The 24,168-nt window shown below is 65.8% G+C and carries 26 protein-coding genes and 2 pseudogenes; 13 read left to right on the forward strand and 15 right to left on the reverse strand.

What is annotated here, in order from left to right:
* Window positions 1–98: 98 nt before the first annotated feature.
* The 13 genes and pseudogenes from Y694_RS10700 to Y694_RS10750 all read right to left on the reverse strand — a co-directional run bounded on the left by Y694_RS10700 (window position 99) and on the right by Y694_RS10750 (window position 11,009).
* A complete protein-coding gene (locus Y694_RS10700) occupies window positions 99–1,217 on the reverse strand; it encodes a membrane protein (RefSeq protein WP_036232309.1) in 1,119 nt (372 codons plus the stop codon).
* 350 nt (window positions 1,218–1,567) lie between these two features.
* Window positions 1,568–1,762 (reverse strand): annotated as a pseudogene (locus Y694_RS24205) (IS1595 family transposase); the annotation flags it as partial.
* A gap of 129 nt (window positions 1,763–1,891) precedes the next feature.
* Window positions 1,892–2,392, reverse strand: a complete 501-nt coding sequence (locus tag Y694_RS10705; protein WP_036232268.1) for a hypothetical protein — start codon at window positions 2,390–2,392, stop codon at window positions 1,892–1,894.
* A gap of 5 nt (window positions 2,393–2,397) precedes the next feature.
* A complete protein-coding gene (gene tnpC, locus Y694_RS10710) occupies window positions 2,398–4,032 on the reverse strand; it encodes an IS66 family transposase (protein ID WP_036232269.1) in 1,635 nt (544 codons plus the stop codon).
* A gap of 61 nt (window positions 4,033–4,093) precedes the next feature.
* Window positions 4,094–4,438: an IS66 family insertion sequence element accessory protein TnpB gene (gene tnpB, locus Y694_RS10715; protein ID WP_036232272.1), complete on the reverse strand. Its 345-nt coding sequence runs from the start codon at window positions 4,436–4,438 to the stop codon at window positions 4,094–4,096.
* A complete protein-coding gene (gene tnpA / locus Y694_RS10720; RefSeq protein ID WP_152543546.1) occupies window positions 4,435–4,944 on the reverse strand; it encodes an IS66-like element accessory protein TnpA in 510 nt (169 codons plus the stop codon). Before tnpA (Y694_RS10720) ends, tnpB (Y694_RS10715) begins: the two co-directional genes overlap by 4 nt.
* A gap of 170 nt (window positions 4,945–5,114) precedes the next feature.
* Window positions 5,115–5,378: a tyrosine-protein phosphatase gene (locus Y694_RS23325; protein ID WP_081771376.1), complete on the reverse strand. Its 264-nt coding sequence runs from the start codon at window positions 5,376–5,378 to the stop codon at window positions 5,115–5,117.
* A gap of 7 nt (window positions 5,379–5,385) precedes the next feature.
* Window positions 5,386–5,688 (reverse strand): BMC domain-containing protein, encoded by a 303-nt coding sequence (locus tag Y694_RS10730; protein ID WP_081771375.1) that lies wholly within the window; start codon window positions 5,686–5,688, stop codon window positions 5,386–5,388.
* Window positions 5,689–5,690: 2 nt separating this feature from the next.
* Window positions 5,691–7,568 (reverse strand): PEP/pyruvate-binding domain-containing protein, encoded by a 1,878-nt coding sequence (locus Y694_RS22550; RefSeq protein WP_051495699.1) that lies wholly within the window; start codon window positions 7,566–7,568, stop codon window positions 5,691–5,693.
* Between the two features lie 160 nt (window positions 7,569–7,728).
* Window positions 7,729–8,163, reverse strand: a complete 435-nt coding sequence (locus Y694_RS10740) for a PEP/pyruvate-binding domain-containing protein (protein ID WP_036232280.1) — start codon at window positions 8,161–8,163, stop codon at window positions 7,729–7,731.
* Window positions 8,164–8,630: 467 nt separating this feature from the next.
* Window positions 8,631–8,783: a hypothetical protein gene (locus Y694_RS24210; RefSeq protein WP_155935812.1), complete on the reverse strand. Its 153-nt coding sequence runs from the start codon at window positions 8,781–8,783 to the stop codon at window positions 8,631–8,633.
* Between the two features lie 308 nt (window positions 8,784–9,091).
* The gene (locus tag Y694_RS10745) at window positions 9,092–10,084 is read right to left on the reverse strand and encodes an HAD family hydrolase (RefSeq protein WP_051495700.1); all 993 of its coding nucleotides are present in this window, start codon (window positions 10,082–10,084) and stop codon (window positions 9,092–9,094) included.
* A gap of 34 nt (window positions 10,085–10,118) precedes the next feature.
* Window positions 10,119–11,009, reverse strand: a complete 891-nt coding sequence (locus Y694_RS10750) for a hypothetical protein (RefSeq protein WP_231497631.1) — start codon at window positions 11,007–11,009, stop codon at window positions 10,119–10,121.
* A 307-nt stretch (window positions 11,010–11,316) separates the two neighbouring features.
* Here Y694_RS10750 and Y694_RS10755 point away from each other — a divergent pair, with 307 nt between their 5' ends.
* From Y694_RS10755 to Y694_RS10790, 10 genes are all read left to right on the forward strand, one after another.
* Entirely contained in the window at window positions 11,317–11,628 is a 312-nt protein-coding gene (locus Y694_RS10755; protein WP_036232283.1) for a EutN/CcmL family microcompartment protein, read from the forward strand.
* 38 nt (window positions 11,629–11,666) lie between these two features.
* A complete protein-coding gene (gene eutM / locus Y694_RS10760) occupies window positions 11,667–11,984 on the forward strand; it encodes an ethanolamine utilization microcompartment protein EutM (protein ID WP_051495701.1) in 318 nt (105 codons plus the stop codon).
* 12 nt (window positions 11,985–11,996) lie between these two features.
* Window positions 11,997–12,155: a hypothetical protein gene (locus tag Y694_RS24805; protein ID WP_197028772.1), complete on the forward strand. Its 159-nt coding sequence runs from the start codon at window positions 11,997–11,999 to the stop codon at window positions 12,153–12,155.
* Between the two features lie 4 nt (window positions 12,156–12,159).
* Window positions 12,160–13,590: an aldehyde dehydrogenase family protein gene (locus Y694_RS10765; RefSeq protein ID WP_197028773.1), complete on the forward strand. Its 1,431-nt coding sequence runs from the start codon at window positions 12,160–12,162 to the stop codon at window positions 13,588–13,590.
* Window positions 13,587–14,381: an ethanolamine utilization protein EutJ gene (gene eutJ / locus Y694_RS10770; RefSeq protein ID WP_231497632.1), complete on the forward strand. Its 795-nt coding sequence runs from the start codon at window positions 13,587–13,589 to the stop codon at window positions 14,379–14,381. Before Y694_RS10765 ends, eutJ begins: the two co-directional genes overlap by 4 nt.
* 3 nt (window positions 14,382–14,384) lie before the next feature.
* Window positions 14,385–15,002, forward strand: coding sequence for a BMC domain-containing protein (locus Y694_RS10775; protein ID WP_036232288.1), 618 nt, complete (start codon window positions 14,385–14,387; stop codon window positions 15,000–15,002).
* Window positions 15,002–16,294, forward strand: coding sequence for a malate dehydrogenase (locus tag Y694_RS10780; RefSeq protein WP_081771348.1), 1,293 nt, complete (start codon window positions 15,002–15,004; stop codon window positions 16,292–16,294). Before Y694_RS10775 ends, Y694_RS10780 begins: the two co-directional genes overlap by 1 nt.
* Window positions 16,295–16,598: 304 nt before the next feature.
* Window positions 16,599–16,814 carry a transporter gene (locus tag Y694_RS24215; protein ID WP_231497633.1) on the forward strand — a complete coding sequence of 72 codons (216 nt, stop codon included), beginning with the start codon at window positions 16,599–16,601 and terminating at the stop codon, window positions 16,812–16,814.
* Window positions 16,815–16,891: 77 nt separating this feature from the next.
* The gene (locus tag Y694_RS10785; protein ID WP_036232294.1) at window positions 16,892–17,929 is read left to right on the forward strand and encodes an alcohol dehydrogenase catalytic domain-containing protein; all 1,038 of its coding nucleotides are present in this window, start codon (window positions 16,892–16,894) and stop codon (window positions 17,927–17,929) included.
* 67 nt (window positions 17,930–17,996) lie between these two features.
* Window positions 17,997–20,159 carry a helix-turn-helix domain-containing protein gene (locus Y694_RS10790; protein ID WP_036232297.1) on the forward strand — a complete coding sequence of 721 codons (2,163 nt, stop codon included), beginning with the start codon at window positions 17,997–17,999 and terminating at the stop codon, window positions 20,157–20,159.
* Between the two features lie 256 nt (window positions 20,160–20,415).
* Here the strand turns inward: Y694_RS10790 and Y694_RS23340 are convergent.
* Window positions 20,416–20,583: pseudogene (locus Y694_RS23340) on the reverse strand (integrase core domain-containing protein); the annotation flags it as partial.
* Window positions 20,584–20,718: 135 nt separating this feature from the next.
* Window positions 20,719–21,909 (reverse strand): IS256 family transposase, encoded by a 1,191-nt coding sequence (locus Y694_RS10795; RefSeq protein ID WP_409072478.1) that lies wholly within the window; start codon window positions 21,907–21,909, stop codon window positions 20,719–20,721.
* Between the two features lie 68 nt (window positions 21,910–21,977).
* Between Y694_RS10795 and tnpA (Y694_RS10800) the strand changes: the two genes are divergently transcribed.
* The 3 genes from tnpA (Y694_RS10800) to tnpC (Y694_RS10810) all read left to right on the forward strand — a co-directional run.
* Window positions 21,978–22,373 (forward strand): IS66-like element accessory protein TnpA, encoded by a 396-nt coding sequence (gene tnpA, locus Y694_RS10800; RefSeq protein WP_051512099.1) that lies wholly within the window; start codon window positions 21,978–21,980, stop codon window positions 22,371–22,373.
* A complete protein-coding gene (gene tnpB, locus Y694_RS10805) occupies window positions 22,370–22,735 on the forward strand; it encodes an IS66 family insertion sequence element accessory protein TnpB (RefSeq protein WP_036232303.1) in 366 nt (121 codons plus the stop codon). Before tnpA (Y694_RS10800) ends, tnpB (Y694_RS10805) begins: the two co-directional genes overlap by 4 nt.
* Window positions 22,736–22,829: 94 nt before the next feature.
* On the forward strand, window positions 22,830–24,168 hold a 1,339-nt coding region (gene tnpC, locus Y694_RS10810), incomplete at its 3' end, for an IS66 family transposase (RefSeq protein ID WP_036232306.1).

Below are 24,168 nucleotides of genomic sequence, written 5' to 3' on the forward strand. Positions count from 1 at the left end.
CTGCCGCTGCGCCCCGAGGAGCGGCACTTGCTCCAAGAAGGGGAGGGCGTATTGCGGCACCCACCGACCAAATGGGCAGTTGACGATTGAATCGACGGTCAGGACTTTCTGTTCAGTCCATACGAACCCAGATAAATGACGTAGACCAGCATCACATAGATCATCAGATCGATCCAGGTCAGCGGATCTCCGCCAAAGCCAGCCGCGATCTCCTTTTCGTTCAACACGCTGACGGCGAACCAGCGCGTGTACACGACGAATGTCGCAACGGCCAGGGAGAAGGTGATGACCAATCGGACCAGCCTGTTGGCGATCGGACCGAGACCGGTCGGAGGGTTGCCCGCCACGTTCGCCCAGAAGATCAGCCAGAAGGAGACGCAAACCCCGAGATGCGCAGGCCAGATGTCGATCGCAGGGCCAAGAGCCGCCTGAACATCCTGCGGAAGCAGGATGCCCCTGAGCAGGGCGTGGAAGGCGAAGTAGATTCCCGTTCCGACGACGAAATTGCCCACCAAGGCTGCGAAGGCCGTCTTGGCGCGCGATCCGAAAGCGCTCCACGGCCAGTTGTCCAGGATAAGGAATGTCGTGAGCCAAGACACGATCACGCTGTAGAACCATCCGATCACGACTGTGAGCGGGAGGATGGTCTTGTCCGGCGACGTCCAGCTGGCCAGACTCGGGTAGATCAGCAGGATGTATCCGAGGAAGGTCAGCACGAAGCCGAACAGGAACCCGCCGATACCGACCCAAGGCTGTTTCAAGCCCAAGTCGACCCAGGGCCAATGCCCCATGCTTGTGCCCAGGATGCCCCAGGTGTAGAAGCCGATGAGGACGATCATCGTAGTGGCGGTGTAGCCTCCCTTCCCGATATCGAAGGCGGGGTCCATTACCCCGTAGCCGTGAAGCAGCACGCTCGGGACGATCACCGCGAATACGGTCGTGAGCAGGATCCAGATCGCGCCGCTGACCGGCTGGGGGCGTGGGCCCAGCCCCCAGAGTTGCCCGAGAAAGGCGAAGAACACCACGAACAGGATCGACCAGAAGAGCACCACCCCGAACGGCTGCGGATAGGTTTTCCACGGGGAGTGGACCGGGTCGGCGAAGATGATCCAGATCAGGTAGCTTGCCGCCACGATGATCAACAGATTCATCAGCGAGAACATGGGCGGGCCAAGCCGCAGCCCAGGCGGCTTCTTCTCTAGCTCAAGCGCTTCCATCATGTTTCCTTTCTTGTCTGTCGTGCGATACGCACGCGCGTGTCAATGCACACACGAGCGCACACGCATCAATGGATTGATGTGGCTATCAAACGTCTTGGGGGACCGTTGGCGACACCCGAACCAAGCTTGTCTCCTGCATTCCGGTCTGGCGCTGGGTGCGTCGGTACATTAAGGAGCGGCAACACGATGGACTATTGCCATGACGGACAAATCGGAGCGGCGCGCGCTATCCGGCAAGGCCAATAACTTCTCCGGCCCCGGGGCATACCCTATGGGTGCGTAGCGGGACAGCTTGGAGACGCCTACAGTCTTTTCCAATGGCTCTTTGCGCATTGCTTGATGACGCATCAAGCACCGACAGCCAGAGCCAGGAACGGCGCGGGCTGGCGGTGAGATTGGGCTGAACGGTCCAAGGCACGGAACCAGCCCAGATAGCTGGCCAAGTACGAACTGGCCACGCCATTGAAGCGGCGTATCCAGTTCTTGAGCCTGGCGTGGTACGCGTTGGCGTTTTGGATGTGCCAAGCGCCCTGCACACGCTCACCTCTGAACCGCGCTCGTCGACGCCGTGCACCTGGAACAGGTTCTTGGCCAGATCGAGGGGCACTTCGATGCCGTCAGCGGTGAGCGTCTGGCCATCCCACCTTGACCCGGCTCCGCGGCCGCGATGGTCAGGTTGTGGTCGTGGCTCCAACGAAGGCGACGCACTCCACGAGGTTAAGCGCGGCCAGCATCAGGAACTTCTCGGCGTCGGTGCGCACCTTCAGCAGGTCGTGGTCGCCGAGGTATCCGTAGACGAACGCGAGCAGGTAGCGCTCGGCATGCTCGTCGCAGAACTGCTGGACGACCTTGTTGACCAGGTCGTCCGGCAGACCCTCGTTGAAGCGCGCACGGGCCGTCAGGCGCTGCAGGCATCCCTCTTGGATGTCCTCGGTGACGAGCAGCCACGCGCGACCGCTGAGCTTCATCGCCTGGAAGGTGACGAACAGGATGTGCAGCGGCACCTCCAGTTGCACCACGTCGACGCCCATGCGCGGCAGCGCCAGGATCGAGGCGAGCAGGTTGGGTTGCTGGACGAAGATCTCGTCGGCCAGGGCCACCTTCTGTGCCTGGCCCATGCGGTTGACCTCGATGGCGGCCTGGACCATCACCGGCTGAGTGATCACGCCCATCGTCGTCAGGCCGGCCGCCAGCGGTGCGGCAGCAGTTCCTCGAGCCGGTGGCTCGGGTGCGAGTGGATGCGTGCCAGCACGTCGCGCAGGTACGCCCACGGATCCAGGCCGTTGAGCTTGGCCGACTGAACCAGGCTCATCACCACCGCGGCTCTCTGGCCGGCCAGCGCGCTGCCGGCGAACAGCCAGTTCTTGGCGCCGAGCTTCCACGGCTTGATCTGCCGCTCGATCAGGTTGTTGTCGAGCGCCACCGCCCCGTCGTCCAGGTGCAGCGTCAGCTGGCCCCAGGCGTTCAGGCTGTAGTCGATCGCCTCGGCGATCTTGGTGCCGTCGAGTACCTGCGTGCGCTGCAGCTTCAGCCACACCTCCAACTCGTCCCACAGCGGCTTGCTCACGCTCTGTCGCGCTTGCCGGCGTTCGTCGTGGCCCATCTCGGCGAAGGCCGCTTCAGCGTGGTAGATCCGGGCCCAGCGTCGCAGCGCCTCGGTGGCCACCGCGCTGGCGCTGTCGCCGCCACGGCTGAGCTCTTCGAAGCGCCGCCGGGCATGCGCGGCGCACGCGGCGGACTTGCGTTGCGGGTAGATCTTGGCGTCCAGCACGGCGTTGTAGGCCGCGTACTGGTCGGTGATCAGGGTGCCGTTCCATGCGGGCTCATGCGCCGGCGGTCCCTTGCCTCCAAGGAAGGCCACCGGGTACTGCGACCCTCGACCCAGGCAGAACTCGTAGACCACACCCGGGTGCGGATCGTGGTGGCTGCGTGCCCAGGCCCACACATACGCCTTCTTCGTCTTGCCCGCGCCGGGGTCCAGCAGCGGCAGCGGCGTCTCGTCGGCGTGCAGGACGCGGCAACTGAGGATGAAGCGCCGGTGCAACTCGTACAGCGGCTCCAGCGCCGCCCCGCCGGCGCCGCCCCAGGTGGCCAGCGTCGAGCGCGGCGTGTGCACGCCCGAGCGCGCGTTGATGGGTTCCTGCCGGTAGTACCGCAGGTGATCGACGAAGCGGCTGATGAGCGTGTGCGCTACCAGCCCGGCTGCCGGGATGCCGCCGTCGACCACGTCCGGCTCGGCCGGCTCCTGGCGCAGTTGTTGGCAGCACTTGCAGGCCCACTTGCCGTAGATATGGCGGTGGACGAAGAACCTGGCCGGCACGATGTCCAGCTTCTCGCTGACGTCCTCGCCGATGCGTTGCATCGGCCGGCCGCAGTCGGTGTTCGGGCAGTGGGTGTCTTCGGGCTCGTGGCGGTGCTCGACGCGCTCCAGGTGTTCGGGCAACGCTTGGCGGCGCGGCTTGGCACGCAGCGCCTTGGGCGTCTTTGGCACCTGGGGCAAGCCCGCCTGCATCTCGGCGAGCTTGGCCCGCAGGCTGGCCTCGTCCTCGATCATGGTTTCGGCGAAGAGCAGCCGCTGCGATGCCGTCATCGCCTCGGTCTTGGCGTCGAACTTCCAGCGGCGCAGTCGTGCGACCTCGAAGTTGAGCTTGTCGATCTTCACGTGCGCCCAGGCGATCTCGCGGTCGCGGCGGGCCAACTCCTGCGCATGGACCTGGGCCTGCTGCTGCAGTCGGCCGATCAGTGCGACGACTTGTGCCGGCAGGCTCTTCGGGTCGATGGAGGTGGCAAGCTCACCGGGCATGCGCAGCATGGTGCCGCGCCCAGCGGCGCCGCGCCATCGGCACTTGCGCTGTCAACGGACCCTGCACCGATCAGCAGCGGCGGATGGTGCTGAGCTCGCCCAGGCGCTGCCAGGGCAGCCCGAGTGTGAGGGCCTCGAACTGTTGGGCGCTGAGCTGCAGAGCCGGGGCTGCCGCGCTCGCATCGCGCACGCACCACACGAAGCGGCCGGCATGCAGTCGACGCGTGGCGCACCATACGCCGAAGCCGTCGTGCACGAGCAGCTTCAGGCGGCTGGCGCGCGCATTGGCGAAGAGGTAGCCGTGGTGCGCGCGCGCCTCGCCGAGCGTGTTGACGACTACCGCCAGCAGGCGGTCGGCACCGGCGCGCATGTCCTGCGGCTGAGCGCACAGCCACAGCGCATCGATGCGGATCATTCCTTCAGCGCCGCGGCCGCAAGTTCATGCAACCAGGCCGCGCACGAAGCGGCCTGGGCAGAAGGCCAGCGTACGGACAGTCGCGTGCCGCCGCGGATGACCTCGATGTGGATGTCCGCGGCCGGGGCATCAGGCCCGGTGGCCTTCTCACTGGCGGGCGCCAGTGGTGCCAGCTCCACAGGGATGAACTGCGGCGACGCCGCAGCCGTCTCGACGCTACCAGGCCGCGTGCGGCTCACCGGCCGCGGCGCGGGCAAGCCAGTGCGCTTGATTCCCCGGCCGACCAGCCACTTGCGCACGAGATTGACGTTCAGGCCGTGGGACAGCGCGACGGCCGCCACCGAAGCGCCCGGTTGCTGGCACTCGGCCAGAACCTGCGCCTTGAACTCGGCACCGTGAACGCGGCGCTGGGATTTGGGTTGCATAGGTGCCACCTGTTCGAATTGGTGGGCACCATCGTCATGACCGCCCCAGCGCAATTCAAGATGGGACGGCTGGACGCTCACCGTCAGCGGATGGGGGCGTCCATCCCATTGCTTACGTCGGGACCGGCCACGGCGTGCGTGCTGCGGCGCCAGCGCGACGTCTTCGGCGACGCCCGTTTCGCTCGCCAGGGCTCGTTTTCGGTGGCGCACCTGTACAACAGCGCAACGCTGCGGACTATCGCGAGCCGGGATCAAACTTTGGTAACCGCGAAGAGCGTGCAGTCGGACTTGCTGAAGGCGTGGTAGCTCACCGAGTCAATTGCTGGGCGAAATCTTGAACATGCCCAGTTGCTATCCCTCCCCCCGATCCCGATTAGGCGCTGATTCGGTGCCTGCAGCGTGTCGCTTCGGAACAGAACACCATGCCGCGGCCGTCGACCGTCGCGGCAAAGCAATCCACCGAGGTCGCGAAAGTTGAACGCCCCCCGCAGCGGTGAGTCCAACAAGCTGCTCATCGCGGCCTCAGCGGACAGGCGGTCGCTCAAGGAGATCCTCGACGTCGTCGTGCGGTCGCGGGATTACATGCGCCGAGCGCACCTTGCCGACGACTTTCGCCGCGGCCTCGCCCGCATCGACGGCTGCTTTGACCGCGCCGACGTCCCCACGAACGATGACGGTGATGATGCCGCCCCCCGGCTGCTGCATCGTCACGAGGCGCACGTTCGCCGCCTTGACCATCGCGTCAGCGGCCAGCGTGGCTGCAGTCTTGCCCTGCGTCTCGACAAAGCCGAGGGCGCTGCCTCTCAGTTCACTCACGTCACTCATACTCATTGCTCCTTGACCGCAAGTTGTCCAAGCGCCAAACGCGCAGAGGGCAGTGCCGCAGTCGGCAGCGAAAACACGCGAATGCCGCAGCGGTACAGATCCTCGATCAGGCCGAGCGCGGCACCGTCGCCGCATTCGACCCCGACGCGCACGTTCGGCCGCTGCGCCGCCGCGGCCGCGGCCGCGACGCCAGCGAACGCCTCGACTAGCCGGCTACCCAGAGCGGTGCGCGGGTTGTGTGCCAAGTAGCCGTCAGTGACGTAGCTTTCAAACACGTCATCCGCGAAGGACAGCGCGCTCGGGTAGCCGTAGTACGTCCGGATGATCTCGCGCAGATCGACCCAGACCGCGCTGGCATCCTCAGCGATCGCGCTCGCGTCAGCGACCCCTGCCGGGCTCTGCAGCACGGCGCCAACCTGATTCAGACCTAGCGCTGAAGCAACTCGCCGGAATGCCTGCAATTCGGACGCAGCGGTGATGCCGGGCACGAGCGGTGTTGTCTGTGTGTGACCGGTTTCGCGCGCCGCGTCGGCAATGCCACGCAGTAGCGGCACATACAGGCTCTTGAGTCCAAGTGGCAAGAACAGCCGCGGCGCGAGCGACGCCCAGGTGCTGATCATTCGCTGTGCGCGTGGCGAACCCAGGTTGGGCAGCCGCAAATCGATCGGCGTGCCTACCGACTCGAGCATCAGCCGCTGGCAAGCCTGGTAGGCAAGGCAGGCGAGTCGATCCTGCGTCGACTTGCGGTCGGGCTGCCGCCCGAGGTCATTGACCGCGTCGATCAGGTCGCCCAGCGTCCCGGCGGCGATCATCAGGTCCGTCAGTGCGACGACGCCGAAGCCGCGAGGTGACTGTCGCAGTGCGCTTTGCGCATCGGCGGCTCCGACGTTGCCCGCCCAGAACGATGCCTGCGTGCGATCGTCTGCCCAAACAAGCAGCCGATCGATCTGTTCGGCCGCTTGCGAGGCCGGCTCCAGCGGAAGCAGTCCGCTGTACACCTTGCCTGTCGCACCATCCACGGAAAGCGGGGCACCTTCCTCCAGGCGCACATCGCCGACTGTGAAGGTACGTGCCGCCAGGTCAACCTCCACTGCCTCGCAGCCAACCACGCACGGAACGTCGAGCGCGCGGGAGACGACCGCGGCGTGGCTGAGCGCCCCTCCCTTGGCCGTGACGATGGCCTGTGAGGCCAGCATTCCGCGGATGTCCTGCGGACTCGTCGTGGGACGCACGAGTATCACTCGCTCGCCCGAGGCCGCCAATGTCGCCGCGCGATCTGCGTCGAGCACGGCGATACCGTATGCATGTCCGGGACTGGCACCGATCCCTTCAAGCAGCGGCTTGGTTTGCATGAGCACGTCCGGCTCGAAAGCTGGGCGCAGCAGCTTCTTGAGCTGCTCGACGCTGACCCGCTTCAAGGCAGCGGCGCGGCCAAGCATGCCTTCGTCGACCAGCTCGGCGGCGATCCGGACCGCTGCAGCCGCGGTCCGTTTGGCAGGTCGTACCTGCAGGAAGTAGAGGCGATCACCTTCGACCGTGAATTCGATGTCCACGGCGTCGCTGTACATCTCCTCGAGTCGATGGCCGTGATCGGTCAGTTCGCGGTGATGTGCCTCGGACAGCCCGCCGGGCGCGCCCAGCGGAGACGGAGTGGCCGAGCCGGATACCAGATCCTCTCCCTGACGACCCGCCAGGAACTCGCAGTACAACTCGCGCACCCCGGTGTTGGGGTTGCGGGTGAAGGCGACTCCGGAGCCCGAGCGGCTGTCCAAGTTGCCGAAGACCATCGCCTGCACGGTAACGGCGGTTCCGAGCTCGTCGGAGATCTTGTGGTGTGCGCGATAGGCACGCGCCCGACGACTGTCCCAGGACTCGAACACGGCGGCGATCGCCCGACGCAGTTGCCAAGCCGGGTCGGCAATGACCTCGTCGACGCCTGAGCGGTGATCGCGTCGAGAACCGCAGTCTCGAGCCGACCGAAGTTCTCCACGGACGGCTCCCGACACGTTGCGTCCCGCAGTGACGCAATCGCGTGCTCGACTACGTCGCTTCCAGGCCCAGCACGATCTCGGCGAACATGCGCCAGAAGCGCACCCATGTGTCGACGGCAAAGGCGGCGTTGCCGGTCTCCTGTGCCAAGCGCTGCGCGCTGCGGCATGTGATGCCGAGATTCAGTACCGTGTCCATCATGCCGGGCATGCTGACCTGTGAGCCTGATCGCACGGACACCAACAGAGGCAACCCGTCCATGCTCCCGAAGGTGCGGCTCGTGCGGGACTCCAGAACGCGCATCGCCCGATCGACCTGCGCCAGCAGATCAGGCGGCAGATCGCCAGTTTCGCGGAAGACTCGATAGGCGTCGGTACCAATGACGAAAGCCGGCGGCACGGGGAGGCCGGCCGCGGCCATACGCGCCAGTCCGGTGGCCTTGCCACCAAACTTCGCCGTGTCCATGCCGTCGATCTCCTGGATCAAGTGGACAAGGCAGGGGGCATCGACCGTCGATGCCGACGCTGTGGATCGCTGAGTTTTCATGTCATGTCGCGGGGACGGCCCAGCACCGCGAGGAAGTCCTCATGGAACTCGAACCAGATGTTGTGAACGAAGTCGATGGTCGGCTTGCAGACGTACTCGCGCAGCCCATTCCACACGTTCCAATGCTGCGCTCGAAGTGTGCCATGTATTGAATATAGCGCGGCACTTTCGGAACGAGCGCGGCCGAGTCGCGCGTCGGCCGCTTGCAGCAACCGTCGCTCGGTTCGCTCATCGCCCTCGTTCTGCTACCACTCCGACACCTGCGAGATGAAGCGCGTGGTGATGGTCTCGAAATTGTCGTCCCACTGCACCAGTGCCGGCTCACCGCGGATCGCGGCGTAGGCTTCGCAATAGGTCACGAGAACTGCCGCCGTTCCCGCCTCAAGCAACATGGCCCCCTATAGGCATCAGCATGACCTGCACCTCGTTGGCGGGGCGACCTCAAGCCGCTCGCCGACCACATCGGGCTCCATTGCCGTCACTTCGGCTATGGTCTGCGAAGTGGCCATCTTCTTCAGGTAGATCGCGTTCAGGATCGCGAAGTCGGTGTCGGAGAGCATCTTGTGTTCTGCCTGCGTAGGAGAGGCCCGTCTCGTTGCTCTCCTCGATGCAGTCGTTGGGCGGGATCACCTTGAGCGCGAGCAGGCCGCAGCGTCCCATCCCGAAGCCGACCGCGCTGATGCACCAGTCTTGCACGCAATTGACCTTGGTGCCGATCGGGGAGTTATCGGATGATGCCGATCGGCTTCTTCGAGGTCTCGAAGCTGTAGACGCCTTCCGCAATGACTTTCATTGTGTCTCCGGTCTTGAGGTAGGGAGGAGGTTCGCCGGCCGGCCCTCGACGTCATGGGGATCTGTTGTGTGCCACTCAGTGGTCTCCTTTGAGGATTCGTTGCAGCGAGGACATCAGCTCGGTAGGCGCGTTGGAGGTCGCCACTGCAGGGGCAGCCCCGCCGCCGCATGCCGCAGGGGCCGTCGTGGCACCGACCTGCACACGGGTGTGAAGCTGGCGTTCGCGGCGACGGCGTGCCGCCTCCGCGACTGGTTCGACCGCCGATGGCGCCAGCGAAGCCCGAGCGCCCTCCGTTGATGCGCTCGGTGCGGCGGGCGCAGCGGAGGGCAATGCACAGCTGTCAACCGACCCGGTCGAGCAGCTGCAACTCGTCGCAGGCGCGTCGGCGTCCCGCAGCCAGGCGATCAGTTCCTGCGGCCACAGAGCGACGCGCTCGGCGCCCGCGTCGAGCAACTGGCGTTCGCTGTGCATGCCCCAGGTCACGCCGATCGCGCGGATGCCAGCTTCGCGGGCCTCTCGGACGTCCCCAACTGTGTCGGTGACCAACACCACGTCCTGCGCCTGCAAGGACACGTTGCTGCCTTCGCCGTCGTGATAGGCCGGCGAGCAGGTGCGGTGCACCGCGTAACGATGGTCACCCAGGAAGCGGCGAATCGATACCGATTTGCGCGGCTCCACGTCTCCAGAGAAGACGTGCGAGAAGCAATTGGCCAGGTCGGCACCGACCAGGATGCGACGGATCGCCTCGATGCTGTTGGTCGAGATGACGGCCAGAGTGCTGTTTGGCGCTAGCGCGCGCACCACGTCGACCATCCCTGGGATGAGCGCCGGGTGGTAGCGCGTGCGCAGCAGCTCCATGAAGTGCGCCTTGACCGCGGCGGCGCGCCGCGGATCGGGGCACAGCTTTGCCAGGGACTCGAAGAAGTTCCCTTCGAAGGCACGGAAGAAGGCCTCGCGCGAGTCGATGCCGAGGGCGAACGCGAGGTTCGTCTCGGAAAACAACTGCCATGACGCCGCTCGCGTGTCGACGAGCGTGCCATCGAGGTCGAACAGGATCGCACGGGTCACGGCGTACCTCGGCTCATCGCGGCTCGGTGGGACGTCAGAGGGGAAGTGACGGGCGGCGCGTGGCCTCGTCGCTGTTCAGCGCGTTCAGCTGCGGCAGTTCGAAGAAGTCCTGGACCTCGCCATGTCCCTTCAGGCCGTTCATCTCCCACTCGCACAGGGAATTGAACGAGACCATGTTGGGCCAGCACTGCCACGGAAACGTAGTTAAAGCGCGGCCGCGCAGCCTCCAGACGCGATTTTTGGCATCCGTCACCTGTAGCTGCAGCTTCTCCGCGTAGCGCTCTTGCGCGCGCTCGACCTGTCCGGTGCCGGCCTTCAGCCCGACGATCTGACCGCGCTCCATCACGTAGCCGTGCGCGAGCCAGAGTTCCACACCGTTGTGTGTCGGGTCAAACCCGAAGATGCCATGTACGGCCAGGTCCTTTGAGAAGTGGGCGTGCAGCCAGCTCATGTTGGGCTTGCCGCGCTCGGGGCGCGGCCCCCAGCTGTGGTCCATCGTAGAGACGCAGTCGATCGGCACCTCCCGACCGCGGACCGCCACGCTGCCCTTGAAATGCCCTGTCTGGTCGAAGTGCCCGTTGTATGCCGTGCCCCAGGCGAACTTGCCAGCCTCGCTCTTGGAGCCGCACATCGGATCCATCGCCGGATCGTGGATGTCGAATGCCGGCATCAACGATTCGTAGCGCACGTCGATGCGCGTTCCCTGCTGGTCGTCGTAGGCGATGTGCCAGACGCGGTTCGAGTCCAGGCACTGAACGTGCAGGCTGTTGAGCAGCTTGTAGTTCAGCAGCGAGCGCGGCGTCGGGATCGGCATCGCGGCGCGCAGATCGCAGAAGTCCGCCTCCCAAGGGGTGACGGCGCGCTGCGAGTTCATGCAGATCGTCGAGCTGACAACGCCGATGTTCGGCCGGAAGAGCGCGTACACGCCTACGTTCAGCTTGTGCTCGGCATTGAAGAACCCGAAGAAGTTCGTCTCAGCCAGGTCGGGTCCGAGTCGGTGGCGTGGAATTCCGCGTCCTGATCTTTGATCACGGCTTGTCTCTGTTTGGTCTTGCGCACAAGGGCCTGTTTTCTAGCTCTGGGACGTAACTCTAGGGGCGGCTTCCTGCGGCCACCATAGCCGATATGGACAACGGATCACGCCTTTGACCTTCCACGTTGGCCAATGACGCCGCACCGCCGGGGATCTACCGTTCAGTCCATTCCCAAAACCAGATACGGAGACAAGCGCGATGCATCTGGCTCGAGTGCGCGGCAACGTAGTCGCATCGATCAAGGCTTCCGGCCTGGCATCGCACAAACTTCTGTTGCTTGAGCCGGTGCGGGCCTCCGCACCGCAGAACGATGGCGATGCTGCCGAAGCGACATCCATCTATGTCGCGATTGACCTGGCCGGTGCTGGCGTCGGCGAGATCGTGCTCGTGACGCTCGGAAGCGCCGCGCGCGTCGATGCCGACGGGCAGACCGCCCCGACCGATGCTGCCGTCATCGCGATCGTTGATTCGGTGCAATTCGACGGCGAAACCACTTTCCAGAAGCGCTAGGCCGCTGGCGCATTTTCAACCCCCAAGGAGATACTGACATGGCAACGAACCCCACTGCGACCGGAACGGTCACCGACGGCCCGCGCGGCGCGCTCGGGTTGATCGAGACCAAAGGGCTGGTCGGCGCGATCGAGGCTGCCGACGCAATGGTCAAGGCGGCCAACGTCCGGCTGGTCGGTCGCGAGCAGATTGGTGGCGGCCTCGTCACCGTGATGGTACGCGGCGACGTCGGTGCGGTGAAAGCCGCGACCGACGCGGGCGCCGCGGCGGCCGGGAAGATCGGCGAGATCGTCTCGGTGCACGTGATTCCGCGGCCGCACGAGGACGTCGAAGGCATCCTGCCCAAGCCGCGCTGAAGCGCCGCCGCGATGGCGACAAGCGTTTGCGAAAGGGCGCGCGACTGCCTGCGCACCCTGTGGGCGATCCGGCACTGCCACGACCACAAGCTCAAGGCGATCGTTCGCGGACTGATCCGCGAGGATCTCGCCCGGCTTCGCGGGTTGCAGCAGCTGACGAGCAGCAGGTGACGATGTGACCGACTTCAACCTTCTTGATCCAGAACTCGTGGCGATCGGCGAGGCTCGCACCAAGGTGCAGCTCGCGCGCCAAGCGTTCGAGGCCTTCCAGGGTGTCACCCAGGAACAGGCCGACCGAATCGTCGAAGCCATGGGCCAGGCCGCCGAGGCGGCCGCGGCGGAACTGGCACGTTTGGCCGTCGACGAGACCGGCTATGGGGTCTACGAGCACAAGTTCCTCAAAAACCTCTTCAATGCCAAGTATTGTGCGCATGCGATGAAGAAGATGCGCACCCTGGGCGTGCTGTGGACCGACGAGGTTGCACGCGTCACGGCCATCGGGGCGCCCATGGGCGTGATCGCCGCGATCATCCCGGTGACCAACCCGACCTCGACGACCATCTTCAAGTGCTTGGCCGCGGTCAAGTCGGGCAACGCGATTGTTTGCGCGCCGCATCCTCGGGCCGCGAAGTGCTGCGTTCGCACTGTCGAGATCATGGCGGAAGCCGCCGAGCGCGCGGGCGCGCCGATCGGGCTGCTGCAGTGTCTGTCTACCGGCCAGCTACCTGCCACCCGAGAGTTGATGGCGCATCGAGACACTGCGCTCGTGATGGCCACTGGAGGTGCGGCAATGGTCCGCGCCGCCTATTCCTCGGGAAAGCCGACGCTGGCGGTGGGTGCCGGTAACGTTCCCGTCTACATCCATCGCTCAGTAGCCGATGTGTCCGAAGCCGCGCTGATGGTCGTAACGTCCAAGTCGTTCGACAATGGCACTGCCTGTGTCGCGGAGCAGTCGGTGGTGCTCGACGAACCGATCGCCGACGCTGCCATCAAATCCTTCGAGCAGCATGGGACCGTGTTCCTCGACATCGAGCAGCAGCGCCGACTAGCCAGCTTGCTGTTCATCGGTCGCGGGGCTCTCAATCCGGAGGCTGTCGGGCAAACCGCGATCGAGTTGGCGCGCGGCATCGGCATGAACGTGCCGCCGGGGACCAAAGTGCTCGGCGCCGCGCTTGACGATGTGGGGCCGCAAACGCCGCTCTCCGCCGAAATCCTCGGACCCGTGCTGTCGTTCTATCGGTCGCGCGATCTCGCTGCGGCGCACCAGCGCTGCCGGGAGGTGCTTGCCTTCGGCGGCGAGGGCCACACGCTGGGCCTGCACGGTCAAGACGCGAGATGGTTGCCCGCATGTCAGATCTGCCGGCATCGCGCATTGTCGTCAACACGCCGAGCTTGCTCGGCGGGATGGGCTTCAGCGCTGGCACCGATCCCTCGTTCATGCTGGGCACGGGCACCTGGAGCGGCTCGATCGTGTCGGACAACGTCACGCCGATGCACCTCATCAATATCAAGCGCGTCGCTCACCAGAACCGCCCCTGGCGCGACATCTATCTACCGACGATGGGGCTGTAGATGCTCATGCGAACCCAGACTGACACTGGTTTGACGCGCGTTCAGGACTTCCTGGACGGCGCAGCCGCGCACCTGCGTGCCCCGTCGAATCCGGAAGGGCCACTGCGCTTCGGTGTCGACCTCGGCACTGCGACCATCGTGATTGCCGCCGTGGATGCGCAGGGCGCGCCCGTGTACTGGGACTTCGTCAGGGCTCAGGTCGTCCGCGATGGAGTCGTGGTCGACTTCCATGGCGCGGTGCAGGCGGTTCGGCAGCTGAAGGCCAGCAGTGAAGCAGCCCTCGGTACGGAGATCGAAGAGGCGGCAACCGCCCATCCACCGGCCGTGCCCGTGAGCGATTGCCGAGCCTGTGCTTTCGTGCTGCAGCAAGCTGGGATCGATTGTCGCAGCCTCGTTGACGAGGTCAGTGCAGCGAATGCCATTCTGCAAGTCAAGGACGGTGCGGTGGTGGACGTTGGGGGTGGCTCGACCGGTGTCGGTGTCTTCCGTGGCGGCGAGCTCGCCACCTTGACTGACTTCGCCGGCGGTGGCCACCACCTTGATCTGATCCTCGCCGGCGCATTGAGGCTTCCCGTCGACGCAGCCGAAGTCCACAAGCGCGAGCACGGCGCAGAAGTCATGCAACTGCTGCGTCCGGGCATTGAGCGCGTCGCCGAGTCCGTCCGCCGCCAATGCGCAGGACAGGACCCCGGCATCGTCCATCTGGCGGGCGGCGCCCTGCAGATCCCCGGCGCCGATGTCGTTATCGAGCGCTATCTCGGCTGGAAGGTCCAAGGCTACGCCCATGCCGAGCTGATCACTCCCTTCGGAATTGCACTGAGCTGAGCCATGGAAAACTTTCAACTGCGCACCTACGCCTTCGTCGACCGTATGCAACCGCAGGCGGCGGCCCACGTCGCCGCCACCTGCCAAGGCGACGTCCCCGTGGCCGGCATGTCCGAGCTCTACATAGAGGTCGCTCCAGGCAACGAGATCTTCCGTTGCGCCGACATTGCTCTCAAGGCGGCTGATGTGCGGCCGGCGCTGCAGGTCGTCGAGCGGGAGTTCGGCCTGCTCGAGATCCATTCGCGTACGCAAGCGGAAGTTCTTGCCGCCGGACAGGCCGTGCTTGAACACCTGAAGCTGACCGAGGCGGACCGGGTCAAGCCGAAGGTGGCCTCGTCGATGTTCGTGACGAACGTCAACCCATACCAGGCGCAGCTGATCAACAAGTGGCGTAAGGGCAACCTGCTCATTCCAGGGCAGAGCCTGTACGTGCTCGAAGTGTCGCCTGCCGCCTATGTCTCTTTGGCCGCCAACGAAGCCGAGAAAGCGGCCGACATCACGATCGTCGAGGTGCGGGCGCTGGGTCGGTTCGGCCGGTTGTTCATCTCGGGCACCGAAAGCGACGTCCAGGCCGCGGCTACGGCGGCGATCGCGTGTATCGAAGGACTGGAGGGCAAGTGATGGGCCGCATGCTGACTGCCGCCGACGTAGAAGCTGCCGGTGCCAAGCTGGTCCTGGCGGCGGGTGATCGGCTCACGCCTCTCGCGCGCGATCGGGCCAAGGAACTCGGTGTCACCGTCGAAGCAGCGGGTTCAGAGCGGGTCGCTGCGTCCCTTGTGGCTGCTCCGGCGGTGTCGAAGACAAGTTCAGAAGCCGCTTCGCCGGCGTCTGCGCCTGCACCGGTGCCGGCCGCGCGGACGCAAGGACCAATCGCAACGCCCGCAGCTGCGTCACGTCCGCTGGTGCTTCCGCCCTCCGGTGCGATGTACCGCCGCAATGCCCTTGGGCCGATTGCCGCGTCCTCAGCGTCGAGCGACCGACGACCGAAGGCCGGGGTGGTGGGGGCTGGCCATGTCGGCGCGATGACCGCGCTGCGCCTCGCCGAAAGTGATCTGTTTTCGGAGGTCGCGCTCGTCGACGTCGTGCCCGGCCTGGCGGCTGGCTTGGCGCTCGACATGTGGCACGGAGCCGGCTTGTACGGCTTCTCCACCCGACTCTCCGGCAGTGACGATCTCGCGGCGCTCGGTGGCGCCGAGTACATCGTCATCACCGCGGGCAGGCCACGCCAGCCCGGTATGAGCCGGACAGACCTGACGACGGTCAATGCCGAAATCATGACGTCGGTGTGTCGCGGCATTCGGACTCACGCGCCGAACTCGACGCTGGTGGTCGTGAGCAACCCGCTCGAGGAGATGACCCACCTCGCGGCGCAGCAAACCGGTTTTCCGGAAGAGCGTGTGCTCGGCATGGCAGGCGTCCTCGACTCGGCACGCTTCTGCGCCCTGGTCGGCCTAACCGGGAAGGCGAGACCACAAGACGTCCGCGCAGTCGCTCTGGGTAGTCACGGCCCCGAGATGGTAATTCCGCTCAGCCAGGCCTTCGTTGGCGACCGGCCGATCGAGTCGATGTTCGACGCCGAGGCGCTCAAGGGCATCGTCGAGCGGGCCCGCGAGTCCGGTGGGGAGGTCGTGAAGCTGCTGCAAAAGGGCAGCGCGTATTTCTCGCCCGCCGAGGCGGCGGTGGCGATGGTTCGCGCAATGGTCCGCGACAGTAGCGAGGTCATTGCCGCGTGCGTGCGCTCGCGCGGCGCCTACGGGGCGGTGGACACACGTGTCGGCCTGCCAGTGCGGCTGCACCGTCGCGGGCTCAAGGAGATCGTGCCGCTGACGCTGCGCCCGGCAGAACAGCAGGCGCTGCAGGAGGCAGCCGCGCGCATCGCGACGCGCATCGCCGAACTTCCGGCCCCTCGCTGATTTCGCTCCCCGCGTCCGAGGCGGTAGGACGACACCGAATTGCCCACGAGCAAGTGGGGCAATGAAGCGCAGTTCGCACTTACAGTAAGCACCAACCAACAGGAGGCAGTATGAAGAACGGTTCGGGGGGTAGCTTCAAAGGGGCACTGTCCCGTTACCTCGGCGGCCTCAGGGCGCTGGCGCTGGCGGCGATATTGCCCCTGCTCGCCATGCACAGCCAACCGGCGCGAGCGCTCGATCTGGACGCCGATGACTATGCATCGGGCGCGATCCCCGCTGGTACGAACCTCGCGGCAGCTTCGACCTGCGCGCAGGAACATCACACTTCGTCGGCGGCGAGACGTCCGTCGACGGCGTTGCCAACGACGATCGCACACGGACCACCAACGCCAAGTTTGGCTTCGGGTGGGGCTTCGCACCTGGCTGGCACTTCGCGGCGCTGTATGGACGCGACTTGTCCGTGCGCAACGGACTGAAGGAGTCAGATCGGATCAACCTGCGCCTGCTGAAAGCGTTCTGAGGCCGCTGGGCCACAATGGGTCCCGGGCGTCCCCGGGACACCAGGCCCGCGCGGAGACTGCGTCGACCACCATTCCTATGCGAGCCGTCGTCTACAAGAGTCCTGGGCACGTCGAAGTCAGCGACGTCCCCGAACCGCACATTGTCGAGTCGACCGATGCCATCGTGAAGGTCACGCACACCGGCATCTGCGGCACGGACCTGCACGTGGTGAAGGGCGACTTTCCGGGCATTGCGCCGGGCGCGGTGGTTGGCCACGAGTTCGTGGGTGAGGTCGTGGAGGTCGGTCGTGCAGTGCGCCGCATCCGCCTGGGCGACAAGGTGATGTCTTCGGACTTCACCGCCTGCGGGCAGTGCCGCTGGTGTGATCGCTCCGAACACTGGCAATGCGCCGAACGGGCCTTCTTCGGTACCGGCACCGCGTTCGGTCCCAGTCTGTCCGGAGCGCAGGCGGAGTACGTCCGGGTGCCGTTTGCCGACCGGACGCTGGGCCAGTTGCCGGAGAACTGCGTACCCGAAGCCGCCTTGCTCATGGGCGACAACTTGGCAACCGGTTGGGTTGCGGTCGAGCGTGCCGGCACTGAAGCAGGTGACTGCGTTGTGGTCATAGGCGGCGGCGCAGTAGGTCAACTCGCCGCACTGTCAGCGCAGGTGGCAGGTGCGGGGATTGTCGTGCTAGTCGAGCCCAACGAGACGCGCAAAGCCTTCGCGACGGCCCAGGGATCGATCGCCGTGCACCCGGACGAGGCCGCGGTGCTGGTTCGAAAACTGACGGAGGGAGACGGCGCCGATGTCGTCGTCGAGGCCGTCGGAGGCAACGGCCCACTCGACTTTGCGATGTCGCTTGCACGCGCGCGCGGACGAGTCGTGTCCGTGGGCGCCCATGTGGCAGAGAACTGGGCCTTTCCGGTCGGTCGTGCGTTCAAGGACGAGATGACGCTCAGCTTCGCGATCGGCGACAGCATTCGACTGCGTCGCAAGCTCTTGCGGCTGGTCACCAGCGGAGCCCTCGATCCGACCGTGGTGGTGGACGCTCGCGGTCGCCTGGCCGATGCCCCGAGCCTGTACGAACTGCTTGCCAAGCAGCAGCGCCTGAAGGCAGTGATGACCCCATGATCCGGCGCGCGCGCATCGGCGCAAACTCGGCAATATGGGACGTCGATTCACATCCGAGCCAACGCTGATGGTCAGCGCACTCGCGGCCGTTCTGGAACCGATCGCGACGGCTGCGGCTCGTGGGCAGTACGACCTTCTGCTCGCGGAGGCCGAACGAGCTGTCGCCGAGTTGGCCCCCTCCGCTCGCGGGCTTGTGATTCTGCGCACTGGCGGTGCCTGGTATGCCCCCTCGGCGCTGGAGAATGGCGGCGATACCCTGGGCCTCGACCTTCCGGCTGGACTCGAAACCCAGGAAACGCCCCTGCGGATTGGCAAGGTCGTGTTCGTTCCGGTCGCGCCCGGCGCGCTCGCGCTGCTGATCGAGGGTGACTCCGTCGCGATCGAAGCTTCAGAATCGCTGAGCGTGTTCTGCAAGGTCTTTGCGCTTGCGCTGCAGACCTGCGAGCGTCAGCGCATCGCCGTCCAGAACCTTGATGAGGTACAGGCGCTGCAGCGGGTCGCCACTCGCATGCTCAAGAGTCACGACCTCAGCGAGATACTGCTGCTCATTACGCAGGAAGCCAAGCAGCTCCTTTCGGCGGACATCTGTGGCGTCCTGCTGCGCGAAGACGACAAGATCGTCATGCGCCGCTGCGTAGGCAACCGCTCGCCCGAAACAGCGAATCTGCAGATGGGGCCCGGGCAGGGACTGGCCGGGCTCGTCCTGGAACACCGCAAGCCGGCCTCGGTCGAGGACTACGTCACCAGCGAATCGATCAGTCGTGACTTCTTCCATCTCGCCGAGGCCGAGCTGGTGCGGTCGGCGTTGGCGGCCCCGCTGCTCGGGCGCGACGACATCATTGGTGTGCTGGAAGTATGGCGTCGTCGCCCTTCGACGTTCACGCCACAGGACACGACGCGGCTCACAGCGCTGGCCAACCTGACGTCCATCGCCATCGAGAACGCGGAACTCTACGCCGGGCAACGTCGCATGGTCGACGAGTTGGGGCGCGCGCATGAGGCGCTCAACCAGCGTTTTGACGTCGTGCGCAGCGTCTCGAGTCTCACGCAGACACTCATGCTTCTGCTGTTGCAGGGCGCCGGATTGAATGCCATCGTATCGACGGCGTCCACGACGCTGAAGACGGACGTGGCCGTCATCGACAGGGATGGCACTCTGTTGGCCTGGAGCGGCAGTGACCACGCGCATGGCCTGGTCGATGCGGCGGCCGCCGTGATCGTCGCGCAAGGCGTTGCCAACGCGGCGGTGTCGGTGACGCGGGACGGCCTGTCCTGGCGGGCCCAACCGATCTTCGTCGAGGGAGCGGCGGCGGCCTGGGTCCTCGGAACGCTCGATGATGGGCAGCGGTCAGAGCTCATCGAGTTGACCCTCACGCAAGTTGCCGTGATCGCTGCTCTACAGCGACTGGAACAGCGATCCGCGAGTCGGGCCAGATCGGAGTCGATCGACGCGACGGTGTGGGATTTGTTGCGCGCAGACGAAACCACGCGCGCGGCAGCTATCGACCGCGCGGCCGATCTTAAACTGGATCTCGAAGGCCCGATGCGGCTCTACCTGTGCGAAGTCGGCGCTACGGCACCAGGATCTGCGGAGAGCTCAGGCTCCATCCTTCGGCAGAAGATCACACGTGCGGTGCAGACCATACGTGGCGAGAAGGTACGCGCCATCGCCTTACAAGGCATGTCGATCGCTGTGTTGTGTTCCGACCAAGCGCTCGACGATGCCGAACGCTTTGCGAAGAGCCTGTCAGGAGCCATCAGCGACGGTCTTGGTGGACGCCATGTCGTGGTGGGAGGCAGCAGCCGCTGCCACGTTGCTCGCGCGCTCGCAATCGCTTACAGGGAGGCGCAGATCGCGCTGGACGTCGCGCGGCAGATGGGCAAGACCGGCTCGGTCGTATACGACCGAGCCGGTGTCGTGGGCATGCTGCTGAGCCTGCGGCACGAAGTTGGAATGCGGCGCTTCCTTGAGCTAAACCTCGGCGACTTGCTGAAAGAGAAGGGGAAGCAACGTGATCTGTTTTTGCAGACACTTCGCGTGTACTTCGACGTCAACTGCTCGCACGAGGCGGCTTCGCAGAAACTTGGAGTGCACCGCAAGACAATCGCGCACCGGCTCGGGCGAATCTCCGAATTGACGGGCTTGGATCTGAGCACGCACGACGATCGACTTGTTGCCGACCTTTCTGTCTATGTCTATCAGATGCTAACGGCCCGAGACGGGTCATGATGGCAGAGAGCCAGGTGGTCGGTGGGGATGCCGAAGTTGGCGTGAAGTGGACGTGGAAGCGCGGGTGCCGAGCAAGCGAGTTCTTGATGCTCGGGGTCTTGTGCGTCGCGTAGTTGTCCAGCGAGCGAGTTGTCGGTGATCTCGCTGGTGGCCGTCGGCGACGTCTACGTGCACGTGCGCTTGCGCAAGGTGCGCTGCCCCCAGGTTTCGTAACACTTCGATCTACAGCTCGGGCACGGGTGACCCTGGACCCGTTTCAGTACCGCCCTGAAGTAGGAACTTCCGGCTCCTCGGGTATCGCCGATGCGGCCTGCAGGCCGCATCGGCGGGCGAATTCGGCGGGTGTGGCCCACTCGAGCGCTGAGTGGGGCCGAGTCTCGTTGTAGTAGCTGCGCCAGGCCCCGATCTTGGCCTGCGCGGGGGCTGTCAGGATTTCTGTGTGTGAGGCCGTTGGTTGAATTGGCTGTTGGCTGTTGGCTGATTCTTCTTACTGTCTTCAGGGCCCCTGCCAGGCCGCCGGAGGCGGCCCGGTTGAGCCATGTATTCATGGTTCAACCCCTCATCGGCCGGCGTGTGCCGCCGCCGTGAATCGCTCTTCGTAGAGTATCGCGAACTGGTTCATCGCCTCGCGCCACTCCTTGGCCGCCCGACCCCAGTCGGCTGTGATGTTGCGCAGCGCCAGCCAGATCAGCTTGGTGGCCGCGTCGTCGCTGGGGAAGTGCCCGCGCGTCTTGATGATCTTGCGCAGCTGGCTGTGCAGGCTCTCGATCGCGTTGGTGGTGTAGACCACGCGCCGCACCGCCGGCGGGAACGCGAAGAACGGGATCACGCGGTCCCAGGCCCGGCGCCAGGACGCCGTGACGGTGGCGTACTTCTGGCCCCAGGGGCCGCGTTCGAACTCGTCCAGGGCCGCGGCCGCCGCCTCGGCGCTGGCGGCCGTGTAGACGGGCTTGAGCGCCGCGGCCAGCAGCTTGCGGTCCTTCCAGCTCGCGTAGTCCAGACTGTTGCGGATCAGGTGCACGATGCAGGTCTGCAGCGTCGTGGCCGGGAACACCGCGCCCAGCGCCTCGCCGATGCCCTTCAGGCCATCGGTCACCGCGATCAGGATGTCGGCCACGCCGCGCGTCTTCAGGTCGTTGAACACCTTCATCCAGAACTTGGCCCCCTCGGTGTTCTCGATCCACAGGCCCAGGATGTCGCGCGTGCCGTCGCTCAGCACGCCCAGCGCCAGGTAGATCGCCTTGTTGCGCACGACGGCGTCCTCGCGGATCTTCACGCGCAGCGCGTCGAAGAACACCACCGGGTACATCGGCTCGAGCGGCCGCGCCTGCCAGGCCGTCACCTCGGCCATCACGGCGTCTGTGACCGAGCTGATGAACTCCGGCGACACCTCGGTGCCGTACTGCTCGGCCAGGAAGCCCTGGATCTCGCGCACCGTCATGCCGCGCGCGTACATGGCCACGATCTTGTCGTCAAAGCCGGTGAAGCGCCGCTCGTGCTTGGGGATGAGCAGCGGCTCGAAGCTGCCCTCCCGGTCGCGCGGCACCTCGATGCGCAGCGGCCCCTCATCGGTCAGCACGGTCTTGGCGCTGGCGCCGTTGCGATGGTTCGCCGCGTCCTCGGGCTTGGCCGCGCCGGGCGGGTAGCCCAGGTGGTGCGACAGCTCACCGCCCAGGGCGCGCTCGATCAGCGCCTTCTTCAGCGCCATCGTCGTAAGCGGGTGACCGAGGCCCTCTGGAAACCGAACCACTGTATGAGCACGATCGCCGATCGTGCTCGCCAAGGGATGGTGTGCACGTAACGCAACAGGTGCACACCATGTCTAAGCAAGACACACAGACCGAACCCCTGCGTCGCCACTACGCGGCGACCTTCAAGCGCGAACTCGTTGAGCGTAGCCTGCGGCCCGGCGCCTCGGTATCGGGGATCGCGCTGGAAAACGGCATCAACGCCAATGTGCTGTTCAGGTGGCGGCGCGAACACCTACGCGCCACGGCGAGCGTGCAGGGCGAGAGCATTGAGCAGGCCGTGCTGCTGCCGGTGAGGTTGGCGGCGACAGTGGCGCCGACCCGGCAGGAGGCGGCGACGCCGCGCTCGCCCACGCCCGCAGGCGTCATCGAGATCGACATTGGCGCTGCGCGCGTGCGTGTGCGCGGCGCCGTTGACGAAGCCAACGTGCGATGCGTGCTGCAGGCGCTGAGGACGATCGCATGATCGGCATGCCCGCCAACACGCGGGTGTGGCTCGCTGCGGGCCACACCGACATGCGCCGTGGCTTCGATGGCCTGGCTGCCATGGTGCAGACCGCACTGGCGGACAACCCGTTCGGAGGCCACGTCTTCGTCTTCCGCGGTCGGCGCGGCGACATCATCAAGTGCCTGTGGTTCGATGGCCAGGGCCTGTGCCTGTTCGCCAAGCGGCTCGAGCGTGGGCGCTTCGTGTGGCCGCAGGCGAGCAGCGGCACGGTCTCGCTGACGCCGGCACAGCTGTCGATGCTGCTGGAGGGCATCGACTGGCGCATGCCCCAACGCACCTGGCAGCCCGAGACGCTGCAGACGCCGCAGATTGCGGCGTGACCACTGGATGAGAATGCCTCCGGTGCGACCCTGATGGCGCACCGTGCGAGGCGGCGGGCACAGTGCTGTTCGTGCCCAGCTACCCAACACGCCCTTGACCATCGACGCGCTGCTGCGCGTCATCGCCGAGCGCGATGCCGAAGTGGCACTGCTCAAGCTGATGGTCGACAAGCTCAAGCTGCAGCTGGCACGCCGCGTTCGCGAGCAATACGGCGCCTCCAGCGAGCAGCTCGACGCGCAGCTGACGCTGATCACCGCCGAAGCACCGAAGGCTTCGACGAGCGCCGCCGCACAGGCGCCGCGATCAAAGCCGCGCAAGCCGCGGCGCGATCGCAAGCTGCCCGAGCACCTGCCGCGCGAGACGCAGGTCCATTGCCCCAAGGGATATGCGGCCGACACGCCGTGCGGCTGCAGCGAATGCGGCGGCAAGCTGCGCCAGATCGGCGAGGACGTGGCCGAGCAACTGGAATACGTGCCGGGGCGCTTCAAGGTCATCCGCCATGTGCGCCCCAAGCTGGCGTGCACGCGCTGCGAAGGCATCTTCCAGGCGATGGCGCCGAGCCGGCCGATTGCACGCGGCCTGCCCGGGCCGGCGCTGCTGGCGCACGTGATGGTGGCCAAGTACTGCGACCACACGCCCCTGTACCGCCAGAGCCGCATCTATGGGCGCGACGGCGTGGACATCGACCGCTCCACGATGGTGGGCTGGGTGGACCAGGGCGACGAGTTGGTCGAGCCGCTGGCAGCCGCGCTGGGCCGCTACACGCTGGCCGACGGCAAGGTGCACGCCGACGACACGCCGGTGCCGGTGCTCGATCCCGGGCGCGGCCGGACCAAGACCGGCAGGCTGTGGGTGTACGTACGCGACGACCGACCTTGCGGCAGCAAGGATGCGCCGGCGGTGTGGTTCCAGTACTCGCCCGATCGTGGCGGCGAGCATCCGCGCGAACACCTCAAGCGCTACCGCGGCATCCTGCAGGCCGATGCGTACTCGGGCTACTCGAAGCTCTTCGACAGCGGCCGCGTCGTGCACGCAGCATGCATGGCCCATGCGAGACGGTACTACTGGGACGTGTACGAGGCGCACAAGCGCGCTCCCGGCTCGGTGGCCGAGCAGGCGCTGCAGCGCATCGCCAAGCTGTACGAGATCGAAGCCGACATCCGCGGCCGACCGCCCGATGAGCGACGGCGAGAACGTCTCGAGCGCGCGGCACCGCTGCTGAAGGATCTGCACGCCTGGTTGAGCGAGACGCTCAGTCGTGTCTCGGCGAAGTCCGATCTGGCGCAGGCCATCGGCTACACCCTCACCCACTGGAAGGCGTTGACGCGCTACTGCGACGACGGGCGCATCGAGATCGACAACAATGCCGCCGAGCGCGCGCTGCGCGGCGTCGGGCTTGGCAGAAATCATGTGAACTGCAGTCTTATGCGAA

This window comes from Methylibium sp. T29-B, from assembly GCF_000576225.1.
Classification (GTDB): domain Bacteria; phylum Pseudomonadota; class Gammaproteobacteria; order Burkholderiales; family Burkholderiaceae_C; genus Methylibium; species Methylibium petroleiphilum.

Coding starts and splice junctions, on each gene's coding strand:
- Y694_RS10700 (WP_036232309.1), bottom strand. CDS start 1,217: ATGGAAGCGCTTGAGCTAGAGAAGAAGCCGCCTGGGCTGCGGCTTGGC.
- Y694_RS10705 (WP_036232268.1), bottom strand. CDS start 2,392: ATGGGCGTGATCACTCAGCCGGTGATGGTCCAGGCCGCCATCGAGGTC.
- tnpC (WP_036232269.1), bottom strand. CDS start 4,032: ATGCTGCGCATGCCCGGTGAGCTTGCCACCTCCATCGACCCGAAGAGC.
- tnpB (WP_036232272.1), bottom strand. CDS start 4,438: ATGATCCGCATCGATGCGCTGTGGCTGTGCGCTCAGCCGCAGGACATG.
- Y694_RS23325 (WP_081771376.1), bottom strand. CDS start 5,378: ATGAGCAGCTTGTTGGACTCACCGCTGCGGGGGGCGTTCAACTTTCGC.
- Y694_RS10730 (WP_081771375.1), bottom strand. CDS start 5,688: ATGAGTGACGTGAGTGAACTGAGAGGCAGCGCCCTCGGCTTTGTCGAG.
- Y694_RS24210 (WP_155935812.1), bottom strand. CDS start 8,783: ATGCTCTCCGACACCGACTTCGCGATCCTGAACGCGATCTACCTGAAG.
- Y694_RS10755 (WP_036232283.1), top strand. CDS start 11,317: ATGCATCTGGCTCGAGTGCGCGGCAACGTAGTCGCATCGATCAAGGCT.
- eutM (WP_051495701.1), top strand. CDS start 11,667: ATGGCAACGAACCCCACTGCGACCGGAACGGTCACCGACGGCCCGCGC.
- Y694_RS24805 (WP_197028772.1), top strand. CDS start 11,997: ATGGCGACAAGCGTTTGCGAAAGGGCGCGCGACTGCCTGCGCACCCTG.
- Y694_RS10775 (WP_036232288.1), top strand. CDS start 14,385: ATGGAAAACTTTCAACTGCGCACCTACGCCTTCGTCGACCGTATGCAA.
- Y694_RS10780 (WP_081771348.1), top strand. CDS start 15,002: ATGGGCCGCATGCTGACTGCCGCCGACGTAGAAGCTGCCGGTGCCAAG.
- Y694_RS10785 (WP_036232294.1), top strand. CDS start 16,892: ATGCGAGCCGTCGTCTACAAGAGTCCTGGGCACGTCGAAGTCAGCGAC.
- Y694_RS10790 (WP_036232297.1), top strand. CDS start 17,997: ATGGTCAGCGCACTCGCGGCCGTTCTGGAACCGATCGCGACGGCTGCG.
- tnpA (WP_051512099.1), top strand. CDS start 21,978: ATGTCTAAGCAAGACACACAGACCGAACCCCTGCGTCGCCACTACGCG.
- tnpB (WP_036232303.1), top strand. CDS start 22,370: ATGATCGGCATGCCCGCCAACACGCGGGTGTGGCTCGCTGCGGGCCAC.